Origin of the sequence: Bacteroides sp. MSSM.1001136sp1_RTP21357st2_D2_RTP21359_211015 (assembly GCF_040913205.1) — a bacterium.
GTDB lineage: Bacteria > Bacteroidota > Bacteroidia > Bacteroidales > Bacteroidaceae > Bacteroides > Bacteroides ovatus.
In genome coordinates this window covers 16,291-35,034 of the sequence record NZ_JBDFVF010000005.1, presented here as the reverse complement: position 1 = coordinate 35,034, position 18,744 = coordinate 16,291, and the positions used below count along the sequence as shown (strand labels likewise).

The window sequence follows — 18,744 nt, the reverse complement described above, 5'->3', positions numbered from 1 at the left end:
TTATTTAACGGTTGGACTCAATATACTTATAGCTTCTTTTAAGGTTGGGTATACATTGCTGGCATTAAAATAGTCTTTTTCCGCTGCATCAATCGAAATCCCAGCTTTGGTGTAGTCAGGCGTCTTTGCCACTGCCCATTGAGCAGCTCCAATGATGGCAGATGAGCCATCTCCGAGTTCACCATTGTAACTCCCCGAATAGGTAAGATAAGGCGTTGTTACTCCCATGATGAAGCGGTCGGTTGGTACGTTTTTTGCTGATGCCATGAGTATGAGATAAGACATCTCGTATTGGTTTTTTGCTCCATGCGCATTGACAATGATGTATTTACAATCAGAAAGCAGATTTTTACCAATAACATTCTGCGGGGAACCTTTGAAAAGCAAGTCCTTATTAGTATTCGCAACTTTCCAGTTAGCTACCGCGTCAAAGAATGCTCCTTGACGCGCTGTTTCAGCGGCAATTTCATTCTCTTCAACAAGCGAATTGAGGTCGAAGCCTGTATAATTCACTACAATTCCATCTACATCCAAAGCGTTACTTGCGGCGATTTGTTTAGCGACCTCACTTTTACAGTATTCAATAAAACGTGTTGCATCGTCGACAGTCTCTTCTCCTTCTTCTCCATTTTCTGTTTCATCAGATTCGGGATTAGGTACTGCGTTGGCTGCTTCTTCCTCAAGAATCTTTTTCCATGTACTTTCTATAGCATCGAAATCAACTAATCCCAATACTTTTGTACCCAATCGACGTACTTCCTTCATCTCAGATATATTTGCCTGATTTACTTCCATTGTATTGTTTAGGCAAATATAGTCGAGACTGTCAGGCATATCAGTAAGGTGTTGACTGCGTGAGGTTGTTACAGTACTTACATTATTAACTGAAACAATTACTACCTGATGGTCTGTTGCTTTAAAATTGTTGAGAGATTCCAGGTATTGAGCATAAAGTTCCGGATTTTGTTCCTCCATAGAAGGAGTATGTATATTGATGCTTTCTGGGTCTGTCCAGTCAGAACACGAGAACTGCATCATAGAGCATGCCAGCATTACAGGCATGAGATATTTTATTTTTCTTCTCATATATGCTATAATTAAGGTAATTTTATTTGTATAATTTAATATACTAAGTACTTGGTATATATTTTTATTTTTTGTTACTCATTGGTTGATTTATTTACAGTCCCACCATACGTGAGTTGCCATCGTATCTCCTCTTTTAGTCTTGGACTCTTGTGTCAATGTCGCAACTGCTGCTTCTACGCTTTCTCTATTTTCACGATATTCATCAGTTGGATATGGCATGCGTCGTGCACCTTCCGCATCATTAACAATTCCTCCACTTGCATTTGCTGCCATTGGCATTAATTTAGGATAGCCTGTACGACGGTACTCAGTCCATGATTCCATACCATTCGGAAAGTTTGCAATCCATTTTTGAGTAATAATCTGTTCTAAGCTTTTTTCAAAATCACCTCCAGACCATGCCACAGTTACATTTGTATTAATAGCTCCAGAGTAATCATAAGTTTGGGCACTTTGTCCTTTCAGTGGATCTTTATATGCTTCTACTTTTCCCGTACTTGCAAGATAATTTTCGACTCCACTGGTAATTCCGTTTTCTTCAAACGACAAACGGATTCCTTCCTCATAGAAGTCTTTAGCTGTTCCTCCCATGTTCCAGTTACGAAGAGCTCCTTCAGCACGCAAGAAAGCGACTTCTGATGCACGGAACACAACTATATTATCACTCGTAGTGACTTTCATACAAGAAGAGCCTTGTGACCAGGAGTTATATTGTCCTTGCAGAATACCCCGACGTAAACCTACATAACTTTCTTCTCCAGTATATGCATTTCCCGACACGGTGCCAAAAGTACTTTTATCATAATATGCTTCGCGACGAGGATCGTTGTATGCATTCATGTAGCAGGTTAAATCCGCTGAAATTCGTGCATCTGACCATAGTACCATAAAACGTTGCCATGGATTATGATCGGCAACTTTACGATAAGCGCCATCAGTTGCAGCAGTCATAACACCTGCTGCTACAGCTTCTTCAGCCAATTGCTGTGATGTTTTTCCATTCACGTTAAATCCTGCTACATAGCAAGTACGCATCGCCATTCTTAGCTTCAAAGAGTTGGCAAACTTATACCATGCTGATGTATTGCCATTATAAATTCTATCAGCACTTGAGCTGAAGCTTTGGTTACCAAACTTTCCTAATACTGTAATAATATTATCCAAATCTTCTAGCATTTTGGCATAGACAGCTTGCTGAGAATCATAAGGGGATTTGATCGCATTAGCTGCACCTACTTTTGAATAAGGGATGGGACCATATGTATCTGTTACACGTAACATTACGACGATACGATATAACTCGGCCAACGATAAGAAAAGTTCATCATCGCTTTGATTTTTCAAATTGAAGTAATCAGGATAAAACTTTGAATAAAAATCATTGAATGGAATTTTTTTCCAATCGTCTGAAGGATTATAAGTTGCGTAACGACCAGACCAACCTGTACCCAAATTGGAGTCTGCTACATATCCCGAAAATGCTCCTGCCATCAAACAGTCTACATATTGAGAAAAGTTCTCTTGTTCTGGCATCATCAAATCTTGTAAATTAAGAGCTAATGATCTTACCAAATACCAATCTACTCCCATGTCATTTTGGTCTGGTTCATGAGGATTTTTATTGTAATCTTCAAAGTTTCCTGTACATGCAGTTGCACCGAAAAGAAACATACCAGTGACTATAAACTGTATTATTGTATTTTTCTTCATCTTTTCCGTTTTTAGAATTTAAGTTTCAAATTGAATCCTACGCTACGAAGGCTAGGCATCATAAAGTAATCAATTCCCTGGTAATAGTTACCTGTAGTGGCTACAGATTCAGGATCGAAAGGAGCCTTGCAATAAATCATCCACAAGTTACGACCTACCAGCGAAAGAGTGATATCCATAATATTTTTCAATTTCTTTCTTGGGATAGTGTAGCTGACAGAAGCTTCTTGCAGACGTAAATTGGTAGCACTATAAGCGTAATATTGAGGAATACCGCTGTCGGCACCAACCACTGTATACCACTTTTGCGCGTCAATCATATCGTTGCCGTTTATCACGACTCCACCATTATCACGAGCTGCTGCTGTAGCTTCGGATACACCATAGGAGTCAAGAACGGCTTGAGTCGCAGAGTAAACGACTCCTCCCAAACGGGCAGTAAGAAGGAAGCCAAGTCCCCAGTTACCATATTGAAAGTCATTGCGCCATGCCATATTAGCTTTTGGAAAAACAGATCCTAAATAAATATCATCAGCTTTGTCATTCACTGCTACATTTCCATCGGCATTTACATAAATCTTATTATTTGAATCTCGAAGCAAGTCAGACTGTGAGTAGAGATCACCTAAAGATCCACCTACTTTTAGAATGAACCGTGCCTTTGATAAACCACCTACATCCATACGGTCTTTTGTTATTTCTTCACCGGTTACAGGGTTTATGTAACCATCAATCAGGCTTAAAATCTTGTTTTTATTGGCACTGAATGTGTAGTTAGAACTCCATGAAAACTTGTTCCATGTATTCTTGTAACCAAGTGAAAGTTCTACACCACGGTTACGTACGTTACCAGTCTGCGCATAGAATGTACTATAGCCTCCTGTTGGAGAAAGCTTTGCATCCATGGTTTGATTGTAAGTCTTGGTATTATAGAATGAAACATCAAAATTGAAATGTTTAAGGAAACGTGCAGTAAGACCTACTTCCCAAGAATCTGTACGTTCCGGTTTCAAATCATACAATGGATATGCAGACTGAGAAGAGTATGCTCCTGTTGAAGTATTCCATGAAAAAGTTGGATAAGCAAGGAAGCGTCCAAATGGTAGACCTACGGATGCCCAAGAAGCACGTAGTTTTAAGTATGAAATACTTTCAGGTAATTTGAAAAGTTCAGACAAAACAACAGAGCCTCCTACTGACGGGTAGAAAAAAGAAGACTGTTTTGAGTTCGGTCCCGCTAATTGACTTGGCCAATCATTACGTCCGGTAAGAGTCAAGTAGTAAGTACTTCTATAACCAACTTCTGCAGATGCAAATATAGATTGTGTTTGTTCACGATAACCAGTTTCTTCACGTTTCCCAGTTTCTTTATCCAATTGAGCAACTGTGAAAAAGTTAGGAAGTCCATTCGCTGCAATTGGTCCACTAACGGCAAGAGCTTCAGAACGATTGTCTGAATAAGATGCTCCGATATTAGCTGTTAAACTCCAATCCTCGCCAAATGTTTTATTTATATTCAACAATAAGTCTGCATATGTTTGCTTGTCACGAGTGTTTGTTACACCATAAAAACCATTTTCACCTTCAGCAATAGTTGCGATGGTAGAGGCATAGTATTTTTGTGTATATGTGTTGTATGAATTATCTAGACGTACACGTCCAGCTACGTTCAACCAACTTAGAATATCGTAACTTAAAGCTGCACTCAACATATAACGATCTTTGTCATTTTCACGCAAGTTACGATAATTAATCCAGTAAGGATTTTGTAAACGGAACGATCCCCCTCCTTGAGGCCAATATTGCGTATACATATTACGCTCTAAATCATAACGTTCGTACATTTTGTAATCTTCCCAGTCATTTCCACGCGGAAACAGGTAAGCAGAAGACAACGGGTTTGCATAAATACCTTGATTCACCATATTACGGTCTTTCTGCATAATATATTGAGCACCAACATCCAGTTTCATCTTATCTTCTAGAAAAAGAGTGGTGTTACGGAATGTAAAGTTATAGCGGTCGTATTTGTTATTTGGAATAATGCCACGCGAATTAACGGCTGCGGCAGAAAGATATGTCTGATTGTGTTCAGTACCAGTAGAAAGTGTTACAGATTCTGTTCCAATAAGCCCAGTCTGAAAATAATCACTTGCAGGATCGTATCCGCGGTAATTAGCTTCATTCAATCTTTTACCCCAACTAGCATCTGTTCCAGAAGTTCCATAGCGATTCTGAAACTGTGGCATGACGAATGGAGATAACATTTCTGTATTACTAGATACGGTCAAGGCTACACGACCCACTTTTCCTTTTTTGGTTGTAATCACAATAGCACCATTAGATGCATTGCTACCATACAATGCGGCAGCAGCGGCACCAGACAAAACTGACATTGATTCAATGTCATCTGGGTTTATATCAGCTATAGCTTCTGTAGAGCCTTGCGATTGCATCTCTTCAGAACCACCAGAAGCGCTCAGGTTATACATTGGAATACCGTCGATAACATAAAGAGCATTAGACGATTGTTCGATACCCCTGGAGCCACGCATAACAACTTTACTTGCACCACCAATACCAGAAGAAGAAGAGTTGATATTTAAACCCGCAACCTTTCCGTTCAGTGAATTAATAAAGTTCGCATCTTTTACAGCTAAAGCTGATTCTGCATCGACCTGTGTGACATTATAACTCAAAGCTTTCTCTGAACGCTTAATACCCAAAGCTGTAACAACTACCTCGTCAATCACTTGGGTATCATCCATCATCGTAATATTAATGGCTGTCTGTCCTTTCAAAGGGATTTCTTGTGTCTTATATCCGATATAAGAATAAACAATAACTGGGTTATTGCTTTTTGTCACAATTTTGTAGTTACCATCCAAATCGGTAATAGCTCCGTCTGTTGTTCCTTTCACTAAAATGCTAACACCAATCAATGGTTCTCCTTTAGCATCTACAACTTGTCCGGTTATAGTACGTTCTTTCCCGCTTTGTTGTTGTAGTGAATCGGAATTTTCTTTTTCTGATAAATAAATTATATTCTCTTCTATTTTATAAGAGATATCTTTATTTTTCAAAAGTGTGTTTAAAACTTGCTCTAAAGAAGCATCTTTTACTTTTAAAGGTTCAACTGTGACAGTTGATAGCTTGTCATTGTAGAAAAATTGGTACTTTGATTGTGATTGAATTTGTTTAATTACAGTTCCTAAAGTTGTACGGGGAGTTGATAAGGTCAACTGTGCCGCAGCCCATTGTACAGGAACTGCTATCAACAAAAGAATCAATAAAGCTCGAAATAACTTCGACTTTCGAAGCGAATGTTTGCTTTCCATACATTTAATTTAATGGTTATACATTTTATTAAACTCAAAAAGAAGAGTGTCGACTTTCCCTTCCTTTGTTAATAAAACAATGCTAATATAATAAACACTTAGTCCATTTTCTCTTTTTTTTCGAAAAAAGTAAGAAATATCTGATATCTCCTTGAATAACCTATATTTAGAATTTACCAAGTACTTAGAGAACTTGGATGAAAATAATGTGATTAAAATCTTTAAGTGATAATATATATGAAAAGAATAGTAAAAAACAGTTTGTTTACAGCAATATTGATGGTGTGGGGGATGATGTATTCCTCATGCGAAGGCTGGACAGACCCAGAAAGCATTAACATCCATTACCCTACATTTGAAGAGCAAAACCCGCAACTGTATGCTGACTATATCAGAGATCTGAAACGCTACAAGGATGGAGAACATAAGTTAGTCTTTGTCTCTTTTGACAATCCGGAAACTAATCCAATCAATCAAACCGAACGTCTCACCGCTATACCGGACAGTGTGGATTTTATCTGTTTGAATAATCCAGAAAAGCTCTCGTCTGAAACACAAGCCGAAATGGTAAAAATACGCGAGAAGAATATCCGCACGCTTTCCTGCATTAATTATGAGAGTTTAGAACAAGAATGGAACAATAAGGCAAAAGATAATTCCGAATTGACGGAAGAAGATGCACAAAGGTATCTGAATGAACGTACGGATGCTATGCTGGTTCTATGTGACAATTATGGATATGATGGTATCCTAATTGACTATACAGGACTTTCAATGGTGGGTATGCAAGAAGATGTGTTACAACAATACAAGGCACGTCAGCAAAACTTCTTCAGCAGAGTGTTGGATTGGCGGATTAAGCATACCGACAAAACATTGGTTTTTTACGGTTATGTGCAGTATTTGGCTCCAGAAAACATGGATATGCTGGATAAATACAATCATCTGATACTGAAAACCGCTTCTTCCAAAAACATGGAGGATCTGACATTAAATGTTTTTATGGCTATTCAAGCAGGCATAGACGTAGCAGGAACGAATGCGGATCTTGTTCCAAAAGATCGTTTTATTGCCTGTACACAGTTTCCTCAACAGGAAGATAAGGATATGATAATTGGTTATTGGGATACACGGGATGCAAATGGAAATAAAGTATTGGCTGCACAAGGTACAGCTCAATGGATTGTACAGGCATCACCAGATTATACCTGCACTGGTATTTTTATCATCAATATCCAAAAGGATTATTACAATAATACTTATGGAACAGTACGTGAAACTATTCATATAATGAATCCTAATAAATAGAAATACAATATGAAATTGCATATTTATCAATTAGCATTTATAGCACTTACTGCATTTACGGTAAGCAGCTGCAAGGATACGGATATTAATGATGAACATCATTATGACAATAAGCTTTATATAAGTTCGGTACCCGTAACAGAAGATTTACTGATTAAAGAAGATGTATTGTTTGACAGTCGTAAAATTACTTATCGGCTTGCTGCTCCTGTCGACAACGAAATCCAAGTCAGCTTTGATGCCAAACCATCTTTAGCGGCTACCTACAATCTAAGTTATGGAGATAATGCTACAGCACTTCCCGAAGCGTTTTATGATATTCCTGTGAAGAATGTTACGATTCAACCCGGAGGAATTTCTGGAGATGATATCATAGTGAATTTCGTTAATTTGAATCAATTGGACGACTCAAGACGTTATGTGTTGCCTGTTACAATCACAAATGTATCTGGAATTGGACTTCTTGAGAGTGCCCGTACTACTTATTTTATCATCAAAGGCGCTGCTCTTATTAATGTTGTAGCTAATATTAAAGAAAACTATTTTCCGATAAAATGGAATAGTGATGTAAGCAAGATGACTACTATTACAGTGGAAGCATTGGTACGAAGTGATGACTGGGTGGCCAAACGTGATAATGCACTAAGTTCTGTTTTTGGAATTGAAGGTAATTTCCTTATACGTATCGGTGATGGCGACCGTCCACGTGATCAACTTCAGGCATTTGTGCCAGGTGGAAGTTTTCCTCCAGCAAATCACGCACCAGGTATTGGACTTCCGGTAGACGAATGGGTACACATAGCTGTTGTGTATAACACTGTCAATAAAAACCGAATCTATTACAAGAATGGTGTGGCGGTGTATAAAGACCAGTCAGCAAATAGTACGGTTAATTTAACTAAGAATTGCTATATAGGCCGTTCTTTTGATGGTACCCGCTGGCTTCCGGGAGAAATTTCAGAGGTTCGTATTTGGAGCGTAGAAAGAACTGCAGAGCAAATTGCAGATAATCCTTATAAAGTAAATCCTGCCAGTGAAGGACTTGTAGCCTACTGGAAATTTAATGAGGGGTCTGGAAAGGTTGTTATAGATCGTACAGGTAATGGAAATGATATCACTGCGAGTAAAGATCCGATATGGGTTCCTGTAGAACTTCCTCAAATATATTAATCCTTTTAATTAAAAAGAATATTATTATGAAACAAAAATATCTGATAACAGGGTTGATGGTTGCCATATTTGCAGGCGGCATAACTTGCCTTACCTCTTGTGATGATGATCTTGTCATAAATAAAGCAATAGATGAGTCAGCATATACTGGCATTTATGAAAACAATGGATACTTGCGTGACGGAAAGTCCAATTTGTCCTCTAACGTAGTGGAGCTATACAAAGATACTTATACTACTTCTGTAAAAATGAGTCTTAGTAAAATGGCGAGTACCAGTACTTTTGCTCAAGTAATTATTGATGCAGACTATTTGGATACTTATAACAAAGAGCATGAAACCGATTTTGAATTGTATCCTGCGCACTTGGTTTCTTTTAAGAATGACGGGAAGCTTATTGTAGATGCACAAACAAAATCTGCTCAGACTGACATCACCATTCAGACGGACGGCACTTTGAAAGAAGATAAAACCTATGCTTTACCTATAGCTCTTACCCACGTAAGTAGCGACATTACCATAAAAGATGAGAAAGCTGGTCATTGTATCTATTTGATAAAAGATATGAGAAAGCTGGGAAACACTTACAAAGGGGAAGATGTAGTAAAGTCATTTGTCTTCTTTGATGGTACAAATCCACTGAATGCTCTTTCTTTTCAACTGGAAAACGGAAAATTGCTGTGGGATGTAGTATCTCCATTTGCTGCCAATATCAACTGGGACGCACAAGCCCAACGCCCTTATTTAAAATGTAATGCTTACATACAATATTTGCTAGATAATAATGAGAAATTTTTGCAACCACTTCGTAAACGTGGAACTAAAATAGTATTAGGAATACTTAGTAACGGGGATATAACAGGAGTGGCGCAACTTTCTAAACAAGGTGCCAAAGACTTTGCACGAGAACTAGCTCAGTATTGCAAAGCATATAATCTGGACGGGGTATGTTTTGATGACGAATATGAAGGTGCTTATGATCCGAATAATCCAGCATTAACAGAGCCTAGTGAGGAGGCTGCGGCACGTTTATGCTACGAAACTAAACAAGCAATGCCTGATAAAATCGTAGCAGTATATGCATTAAGAAGAATGTATAGTTCGAAGGCAACCGTTGTTGATGGAGTAACTATTAAAAACTGGATAGATATTGTAGTTGGTGATTATGGTAGAGATCCTTCTCAAGTTCCGTATGGGGACCTGACATCCAAAGAATGTTCCGGTCAATCCATGGAGTTTGTTAGAGGTACAGGTGGCGATTTACAGGGACAAAGACTGATAAACCAAGGTTCTGGATGGTTTATGGGCTTTTCACCGAAGCCGGAAAATTATGGCAATGTATTCCGGCGTCTGTCTGATGTGAGAACTCTGTATGGTTCTCCGTTACAAGCACCTACCGTGTTCTACAAAGACAATGATGCCACACCTTACCAATATCCCGATGATTTGCAATAAATTAAAAAACAATTGTAGAAATGAGAACACTTTATAGATTTTTCTTATTATTGGCAGTCGGTTCGCTGACAGCCCTTTCTGGATGCGGCGAAGATGAAACTCCAAGTCTGGCTACCTATCCGGATAACAATTTTTCTCTTGTGGCGGAAGACGGAGAAGGCTCGGAAATAACAGTGAATGCCACCTATAATAATGAGGGTATATTAGAATTCGATAAACCCGTAATATTCACCTTTCGTTTTAACGCTTCACCCGAGGACGCAATAGTTACTTTTGAGCCAATCGGAGAAGATGTTGAGTTAAGTGATACCAAATTGATAATTCCGGCAGGCTATACGGATGCCAGTGTTACTTTGGGTATAAAAAATATGGATGTTTTTCAATCTAATTACGATGAAGCTACCTGTAATTTAGGAGTGAGAGCTACTGTGCAAGGATATAAAATGCCATCTATTACCTTGGAGGCAAAAGCTTTGATAAAGAAAGAGGCGTATGTAGCTACAGGTTTCTTGGAAGGAAAAGTCGGTAATAAAACTACATTCGAACATACTTATTTCAACGGAGAATTTAAGGACACGGAGCGGAATCTATATACATTCAGTGTACAATTGGATCGTCCTGCTCGGAAAGATGTAAAGGTGAAACTTACAACGGAAGGAGTGGATGACGAATACCTGAAAGACATTAGTATTACTCCTGCAGAAATTATAATTCCTGCTGGTGAAAAGACATCAGGAGATATTACTTGGGAGATTACTAATGACTTTTTGTTGCGTACATCGGACGACTCGTCAAACACATTAAATATCACAGCTGTTTTTGAATGTGAAGATCCGGTCTTCGTGCAGGATGAGAAAAGAAGTTCTTTCACCTTGAATATAAATAAATATATAAGAGGATTTGAACACATATCTTACAAACGGCCTTCCGGTTGGATAGAATGGGCCAAACAGGGTTGGTCTGTAGATGTGGAAGATAGTAGTGATTTTTATCAAAACGATGGTGGCGGTTCGCTTATTGATGGTGAAACCAAAGGTAACTATGAAGGTATATGTTCTGATGGAGATATTTCATTTACACTCGATATGGGAGAGGAAAAAACAATCACTGGAGTAGGTCTTGATTATATATATTATTATGCTCCTCAAAATGTACAATTATCAGTTTCTTCTGATGGAAACACATGGAATTATCTAGGAAAAGTAGCTACTGCTGATGAGAATGCCGATTACTATCAATTCATTGAACCTATAACTGCACGGTATGTGAAATTTGATCTTTTGGCTTCTTGGGGATGTGAGCTTTATGAAATATACGTCTTTAAGTAGTATTGAGTCTAAAAAGAATATAGGTTAAAGTTTGTATTCGAGAGGCTGTCTCAAGATTGTTTTTGAGTCAGCCTCTTTTTAATTGCTTTTTCAAAGAATGGGCAGGCGCTAACTTCTTTAAGTCTAACGTTTGCTCATGTTCCTAAATATTTGAATTAAATGCTACATAGTGAAATAAAATATCTATCATAGTATCATTTATTTCAATAATCTTTTAATTATCAAAGGAATAAGTATGATAGATAGCTTTTAGAAAATGCATCTATCATACTTTTACCAGTAAAAACAGGTTATCTATCATTGTGCAAAATAGCCATATAAGGGTCATAATAGGTGTAAGATAGCTTGTTTTTGTCACAAGGGAGCCATATAAATCTGATTATCGTGGCTTAATAATGTAAATGTAATGGCGATAAGTTTATAGCCCACGTATGTGTGCTGTACAGTCCGCATGTGTGGGCTGCACGGTTTACATACGTGGGCTGTACAGCCTGCACATGTGAACTATAGAAAGACAGCCGCTTCCAATAGATTATTAAGTTGTCAATACAGGTTATCATCCTATAAAGTGTGCATTCTTATGCCTTTAAATGGATACTCTCACCTAATGCTACACTAAATAGATATAGTATGGGTGTGATAGATACCCGTTTTTTGCAATAAAAGTATGATAGATGCATTTTCTAAAAGTTATCTATCATACTTATTCCTTTGATAATTAGAAGATTATTAAAATGAATGATACTATGATAGATGTTTTTCTCACTATGTATTCAAACCTGTATCATTTTACTCATTTCCGTACGGTGTTGAAACCAATTTTTGATATGCTTGCCTTGTTTTGTCGAATAAAAGCAGCGAAAGATAATAAAAGCAATAGCCTGAAAGCAGACTTCTTTGCTTTCAGGCTATTACTTTCAGCCGGAATATTGATGAATAGTTACTTTCTGAAAAATACAGAAAGACTCAAACCAAGATTAGGGCTAAATTATCTCGCAAGGATTATTGTTGCTTAGAGAAAGAATAGGGCATATCTTCTTCTTTAGTTCCTCTATTCTGATTAGGTTGATTACTCATTTCAACATTGATCGTACCTCCCTTGAGCAAATTTTCGTGTCGGAGATAATTTTTAGTGTAATCAGCACCATTGACATTCATCGAATTGACATAAAAATTCTTCTTACTATTATTCGGAGCATCAATAACCAAACTATTGCCATTCTCAAAATGAAGTGTAGCTTTCTTGAATAACGGAGCACCTATAATATATTCATCCGTTCCCGGACAAACAGGATAGAAACCTAATGCCGAGAATACATACCAGGCAGAAGTTTGTCCGTTGTCTTCATCGCCACAATAGCCGTCCGGAGTAGGAGAGTACATACGATCCATTACTTGACGCAACCAGTATTGGGCTTTCCAAGGTTGTCCTGCATAGTCATATAAATAAATCATGTGCTGAATCGGTTGATTGCCATGTGCATAGTTACCCATATTCATCACAGTCATTTCACGGATTTCATGAATCACTTGGCCGTAGTAGCTATCATCAAAAATAGGAGGTACGGCAAAAACAGAATCCATCATGGTGATAAACATCTCTTTTCCACCCATCAAGTCAATCAATCCTTGAGGATCGTGGAATACAGACCAAGTATAGTGCCAGCTATTTCCTTCCGTAAAGGCGTCCCCCCATTTCAGCGGAGAGAAAGGAGATTGGAATGTACCATCTTCGTTGCGTCCACGCATTAACTTAGATTCCTTATCGAAAAGATTCTTGTAGTTCATGGCACGTTTTGCGAAAAGATTAATCTCTTTTTTCGGACGTTTAAGTTCCTTTGCAAGTTGGTAGATACACCAGTCATTGTATGCATATTCCAACGTGCGTGCGGCGTTCTCATTGATTTTTACATCATAAGGCACGTAACCCAGTCTATTGTAATATTCATATCCCAAACGTCCTGTTGATGATACTTGTGGATGTACATTCTCCGTTCCGTGAATCAGCCCTTCATACAATGTTTTTATATCGTCCACTTTCACTCCTTTCATGTAAGCATCCACTAAGACAGAAGCAGAATTGTTACCAACCATACAGCCTCTGTGCCCCGGACTTGCCCATTCCGGGAAGAAACCGCTCTCTTTATATGTATTGATCAGACCTTCCTGCATTTCTTTGTTGACTGACGGGTACATTAGGTTCAATAACGGGAATAGGCAACGGAAAGTATCCCAAAAGCCTGTGTCGGTATACATATATCCCGGTAATACTTGCCCATTATAAGGACTGTAATGAACCGGTTGTCCGGCAGCATCCAGTTCGTAGAATTTGCGTGGGAAGAGCAATGAACGATATAAACAAGAATAGAATGTGCGATATTGATCGAGATTGCCTCCTTCTACTTCTATCTTGCCTAACACTTGATTCCACGCTTCTTTTCCTTTTTTGGCTAGCTGTTCAATATTATCTTTGCCCAACTCTTTCATATTCAAAGCTGCCTGTTCAAAACTGATGAAAGAAGAAGCAATCCTTGCATGTACTTGTTCGCCTTTATGTGTTTGGAAACCAATAATGGCTCCGGCATGATCTGTTGTCTGTTCGGTAACATTTTCTTGCAGATTACCATTGGCTACCGTAGCTTTATAAGTGAAAGGCTTGTCGAATTCAATAATAAAGTAATTTTTAAAGTTTTCGGGAACTCCACCGCTGTTGCGAGTCGTGTAACCGATAATCTTGTTTTCTTCCGGAATAACCTTAATATACGATCCCTTATCAAAGGCATCCACTACAACATACGAATGATCGTTTTCCGGAAAAGTGAAACGGAAAAGAACGGCACGCTCGGTTGGAGCCATTTCTGTCACTACATCATGCTCTGCAAGATATACTTTATAATAATAAGGAGTGGCGGTTTCTCCTTTGTGGGCAAACCAACTGGCACGCTTCTCTTCATTGAATTCCGGTTTGCCTACTACGGGCATAATAGAGAATTGTCCGTAATCATTAATCCACGGACTGGGTTGATGTGTTTGTTTAAATCCACGAATCTTATTAGCCGTATAAGTGTATTGCCATCCGTCTCCCATCTTTCCTGTCTGTGGAGTCCAGAAATTCATCCCCCATGGACGGGCAATGGCCGGATAAGTATTACCTGTTGATAACTCGAAACTAGATTGAGAACCCATAAGCGGATTGACATACTGCGTCCAGTCTTTGGCTTTTGCAAAGACGATACAACTTAATGCACATACTAATAGGAGATACTTTTTCATGGTCTTATTTATTATTTATGGCTCAATCGAATCAGAAATCAATTGAGCCAATTTATTTTTCAAGGTTTTGTTTTTTTATTCAATTTGAACAGCCAGTAGTACCAACTCATTCCTCTTTTTTGGAGGAGAGAGCCGGAGAGAGGACTCCCCATTTCGTAGGATGATCGGTCATCTTGATTTCCATTGTTCCTCCATTCGCAATATCCTGATGGTTAAAGAATGGAATGTTTAGAGCCTTACCGTTCAGCGATACACTTTCAATGTATTTATTCTTTTTCCCATTATTCTTTACTACAATACTGAAAGTCTTTCCTTCAGGCAGATTGATAACTGCTTTGTCGAAGGCAGGACGTCCGATGGAATATACCGGCTTGCCGGGACATACTTGATAGAATCCCATAGAGTTGAGTATATACCAGGCAGACATCTGACCGCAGTCCTCATTACCCGAAAGACCATCTATACTGTTGGCATACTGGCTCCGGTAAACACTATCTACCAACTCTTGAGTTCTCCAAGGGCGGTTAACGTAGTTATACAAATGGATTACATGATGACTGGGTTCGTTTCCATGTGCATATTGCCCGATAAGTCCGCTGATATCTGATGAGGTTGTCTCACCTTCAAGTGATGAATCGGCCGAGAATAAGGAATCAAGTTTCTGTACAAAAGCATCTTCTCCACCCATCAGATTGACTAATCCTTCTACATCATGCGGCACAAACCAAGTCCATTGCCAAGCTGTTCCTTCACAATAATCATCGCTACGGTGAGTAGATGCGCGCGGATTGAATGGAGTACGCCATTCACCTTTTGAATCTAATCCACGCATGAAGCGGATTGACTTGTCGAAATAAAATTCGTACGCCTTGGCGAAGCGTTCATACTTTGCTTTGGATTCAAAATCACTCATCGCTTCTGCAAAGATAGAGATACACCAGTCATCATACGCATATTCTAACGCTTTGGCCACTGATTCGTTTTCGCGGTCACAAGGGATATATCCGATGGCATTCTTATAATATTTTGCTTTAGGCATGAGATGAGGCAATACCAAATCCGGACATTTGATGCCGGTAGTGTCATATTCGGCGGCACGCAGGCAGGCTTTATAAGCCTCTTTGGTATCAAAATTGCGATACCCTTTCATGTAGGCATCCACGATGACCGGAACAGCATGATAGCCAATCATAGTGCCGGTGTAATTGGAAGCCAAGTCCCACATGGGGTATATCCCACCTTCCTGATGTTTCTTAATTAACGAATTGATAAAGTGATTATTCAGATCGGGATCAATGATAGTCATTAGCGGATGTAGCGCACGGAAAGTATCCCATAAAGAAAAGACAGTGTATATCGGATTAAGGGTGTCTCCTTGATGTACTTCAAGATCCATTCCTAAATAACGTCCGTCTGCATCAGTGAACAGATTTGGACTGATTCCCGTGTGATAGAGGGCCGTGTAGAAGATGGCTTTATCTTCTTTATCGGAAGTTGTAATATCAATTTTGGAAAGATATTCATTCCATGCCGTACGTGCGTCTTTACGTACTTTTTCGAAATCCCATCCGGGAATTTCTGATTCAACGTTCTTCCGTGCACCGGCAATATCGACAGCGGACACACCTACTTTAACAAGAACCTGCTCGTCTTTATTGGTGTTGAAATGCAATAATGCTTTGCAGACAGGAAGTCGTTTACCATTATCCATGGTGATAGAGTCCGTAACGAGCGTATAAGAGAATGGTTTGGAAAATTTAGCGTAGAAGTTGATATATTGGTCGAAAGCCCAATAAGTTGTTTTCTTATGTCCACAGATTTCCGTATCGCTTATTACTTCTATTTCCATCTCGGAGTTAGTCTGTCGTTGCAGGCTGTAATCCAGGTCGATGATAAATCCGGATTCGGTGTTTTCGGGAAAAGTATAGCGATGGATTGCTCCTCGTTTGGTGGATGAAAATTCAGCTTTCACCTGATAAGTATCGAGAAAGACAGAATAATATCCTGGTTCTGCAATCTCATTCTTGTGCGAGAAAGAGGAAGCGTATGCCAGTCGCTGGCTTTGGGGATCGGTTGTTCGATATTGTTGTTTACCTACGGTTGGCATGAGCAAGACATCTCCATAGTCGCAACAACCTGTACCACTGACGTGTGTGTGAGAGAAACCATTGATGGTAGAGTCGGCATAATAATAACCGGAACAAGCATCCCAACCATCGATCCGGGTGTCCGGGCTGGGCTGAATCATCCCGTGGGGAACTACCGCTCCGGGGAAGGTATGACCATGTCCACCGGTACCGATGAAAGGGTTGACGTAAGCACTATAGTCTTTTACATTAGTGGGGGCTGTACAGGAGCTAAGTGTGAATAAACCTCCTAAACATCCTACTATTAGGAATGTTTTTAATTTCATGGTATTAATAGCTTTTAAGTTTTAGCCGGTTCATCTTTTACTTCTTATTTGGGAGAAATGAAGATATTGTTTCCGACAATTTTATAATCAATAGGTATAGAGTTTTGCAATGATTTTAACACTGACTCGATATTCGATTTCCTTTTCAGTACACCGGAGTAAGTTTTACCCGTCTGAATGTCAGGAGATAGAATGATTTTCACATCATAGAAACGCTCCAGCGCTTTGGTGATGGTGAAGATATCTGCTTTTTGGAATGGAATCAGATTATCGTGCCAAACAGCATCCAATTTGGCATCCACTTGTTTCACGGTCAATCGTCCATTATTTTTGTTCAGTTCCGCACGTTGTCCCGGAGTGAGGATAATCTGCCCCTCTTCCTTATTGCCTTTTACTTCAATCTCACCTTCAATAAGTGTCGCCTCCGCTATCCGGCAACGCTTATCGGATTTTAAATTGAACGTAGTTCCCAATACGCGTACGCGTATTGCATCACTTTGAACGGTGAATGGCTTATGGCGGTTTTTGGTGACCTCAAAATAAGCTTCTCCTTCCAGGTAGACATTGCGTTCCTTTTCGGAGAACTCACGTGGATATTTCAAGGTTGCTGCATTGTTCAGCCAAACCTTGCTACCATCCGGCAAGACTACCTCCTTAACAATGCCTTCGCTGGCTACTGCAACCATCATTTGTTGATTGTTTCCGCTTTGATAGAACCAATATCCGACTCCACCACCCATGACCAACATTGCAGCAATCACTGCGGCATATTTCATCCAGCGATGCATGCTTAGTATTTTGCTCTGTTTACCTTTCTCTTCGTCCAGCTTTTTATAGAGTTGTTTTTCCGCACGAAGTATCCGTTGTTCATCAGTGTACTGGTCGAATTTACCCAAATGATAAATTTCTTCCATACGAAAGAGCTGGCGGGCGTTTTCTTCCGATTCCTTCATCCAGGCATTGACCTCGATAAGCTCTTCTTCAGAACACTGTCCTGTCAGATATCTGTTTATTATTTCTTCACTCAGATTACTCATTTTCTTTTCCTTCATATTAGTAATACAATTCAAAACGCAAAAACACTTATTATAATCGCCATAAAAATAAGAAAAGAATCGCCCAAAGAGGATCGAGTCGGCCACGCAAGTATTTTAAAGCCTTATACATATGGGCTTCCACCGTGCGGAGTGAAACTCCGAGAATATCGGCTATTTCCTTGTTTTTCATATCATGCAGATAGCTAAGTTTGAAAACCTCTTTGCATTTGTCAGGGAGCTCATTAATTGCATCATGAATTTCCTTGCGGAGTTCCTTGTCTTCGATCCTCCGAATCACTTCGTTGTTGTCCGGTTGATAGAATTCTGCGCGTCTTTGGTTGATTTCTTCCATGGCAACACAATAACCGTCTTCCACACTGCGGTGTTTCAAGACATTAAGGGCACGGGTGTAAACGGCACGATAGAGAAAGGCCTGGATTTGGTCGCCTATCTCTATGTGGTCTTTCCGCTTCCATAATTCTACAAATACGTCCTGCACTACATCCTCTGCTTCTTCTTCTCCCACCAAACGGGTTGCATAGAAAATCAGGCTGGGATAGTACCGGCGAAATAGTGCTTTATAGGTTACATCAAAGTTTTCATTCATTCTCTCGATGGACTAAG

Annotated in this window: 12 protein-coding genes; 5 read left to right on the top strand and 7 right to left on the bottom strand. The window is 39.3% G+C overall.

The annotated features are described in order from the left end of the window. The 3 genes from AB5217_RS05090 to AB5217_RS05080 all read right to left on the bottom strand — a co-directional run bounded on the left by AB5217_RS05090 (position 1) and on the right by AB5217_RS05080 (position 6,137). The gene (locus tag AB5217_RS05090) at positions 1 to 1,086 is read right to left on the bottom strand and encodes a glycoside hydrolase family 18 (protein WP_032844731.1); all 1,086 of its coding nucleotides are present in this window, start codon (positions 1,084 to 1,086) and stop codon (positions 1 to 3) included. 90 nt (positions 1,087 to 1,176) lie between these two features. Continuing rightward, positions 1,177 to 2,799 (bottom strand): SusD/RagB family nutrient-binding outer membrane lipoprotein, encoded by a 1,623-nt coding sequence (locus tag AB5217_RS05085; RefSeq protein ID WP_004323634.1) that lies wholly within the window; start codon positions 2,797 to 2,799, stop codon positions 1,177 to 1,179. Between the two features lie 11 nt (positions 2,800 to 2,810). Continuing rightward, positions 2,811 to 6,137: a TonB-dependent receptor gene (locus AB5217_RS05080; protein WP_070782473.1), complete on the bottom strand. Its 3,327-nt coding sequence runs from the start codon at positions 6,135 to 6,137 to the stop codon at positions 2,811 to 2,813. A gap of 237 nt (positions 6,138 to 6,374) precedes the next feature. Between AB5217_RS05080 and AB5217_RS05075 the strand changes: the two genes are divergently transcribed. The 5 genes from AB5217_RS05075 (at position 6,375) to AB5217_RS05055 (ending at position 12,413) form a co-directional block, all read left to right on the top strand. Then, positions 6,375 to 7,445 (top strand): glycoside hydrolase family 18, encoded by a 1,071-nt coding sequence (locus AB5217_RS05075; protein ID WP_032844383.1) that lies wholly within the window; start codon positions 6,375 to 6,377, stop codon positions 7,443 to 7,445. Between the two features lie 9 nt (positions 7,446 to 7,454). Then, complete coding sequence (locus tag AB5217_RS05070; RefSeq protein WP_032844382.1) at positions 7,455 to 8,615, top strand: DUF1735 and LamG domain-containing protein; 1,161 nt, start codon at positions 7,455 to 7,457, stop codon at positions 8,613 to 8,615. 26 nt (positions 8,616 to 8,641) lie between these two features. Further along, on the top strand, positions 8,642 to 10,069 hold the full coding sequence (locus tag AB5217_RS05065; protein ID WP_004310998.1) for a BT_3987 domain-containing protein: 1,428 nt from the start codon (positions 8,642 to 8,644) through the stop codon (positions 10,067 to 10,069). Between the two features lie 20 nt (positions 10,070 to 10,089). Beyond that, positions 10,090 to 11,397, top strand: a complete 1,308-nt coding sequence (locus AB5217_RS05060; RefSeq protein WP_032844381.1) for a DUF4989 domain-containing protein — start codon at positions 10,090 to 10,092, stop codon at positions 11,395 to 11,397. Between the two features lie 734 nt (positions 11,398 to 12,131). Next, positions 12,132 to 12,413, top strand: coding sequence for a hypothetical protein (locus AB5217_RS05055; protein WP_032854801.1), 282 nt, complete (start codon positions 12,132 to 12,134; stop codon positions 12,411 to 12,413). On the opposite strand, the gene AB5217_RS05050 is transcribed toward AB5217_RS05055, so the two are convergent. The 4 genes from AB5217_RS05050 to AB5217_RS05035 all read right to left on the bottom strand — a co-directional run bounded on the left by AB5217_RS05050 (position 12,400) and on the right by AB5217_RS05035 (position 18,727). Next, on the bottom strand, positions 12,400 to 14,670 hold the full coding sequence (locus tag AB5217_RS05050) for a GH92 family glycosyl hydrolase (protein ID WP_032845971.1): 2,271 nt from the start codon (positions 14,668 to 14,670) through the stop codon (positions 12,400 to 12,402). The two genes, AB5217_RS05055 and AB5217_RS05050, sit on opposite strands and share 14 nt — an antisense overlap. A 106-nt stretch (positions 14,671 to 14,776) precedes the next feature. Further along, entirely contained in the window at positions 14,777 to 17,083 is a 2,307-nt protein-coding gene (locus AB5217_RS05045) for a GH92 family glycosyl hydrolase (RefSeq protein WP_032845970.1), read from the bottom strand. 44 nt (positions 17,084 to 17,127) lie between these two features. Continuing rightward, complete coding sequence (locus AB5217_RS05040) at positions 17,128 to 18,135, bottom strand: FecR family protein (RefSeq protein ID WP_032845969.1); 1,008 nt, start codon at positions 18,133 to 18,135, stop codon at positions 17,128 to 17,130. Between the two features lie 34 nt (positions 18,136 to 18,169). After that, entirely contained in the window at positions 18,170 to 18,727 is a 558-nt protein-coding gene (locus AB5217_RS05035; RefSeq protein ID WP_004301378.1) for an RNA polymerase sigma-70 factor, read from the bottom strand. Positions 18,728 to 18,744: the final 17 nt, after the last annotated feature.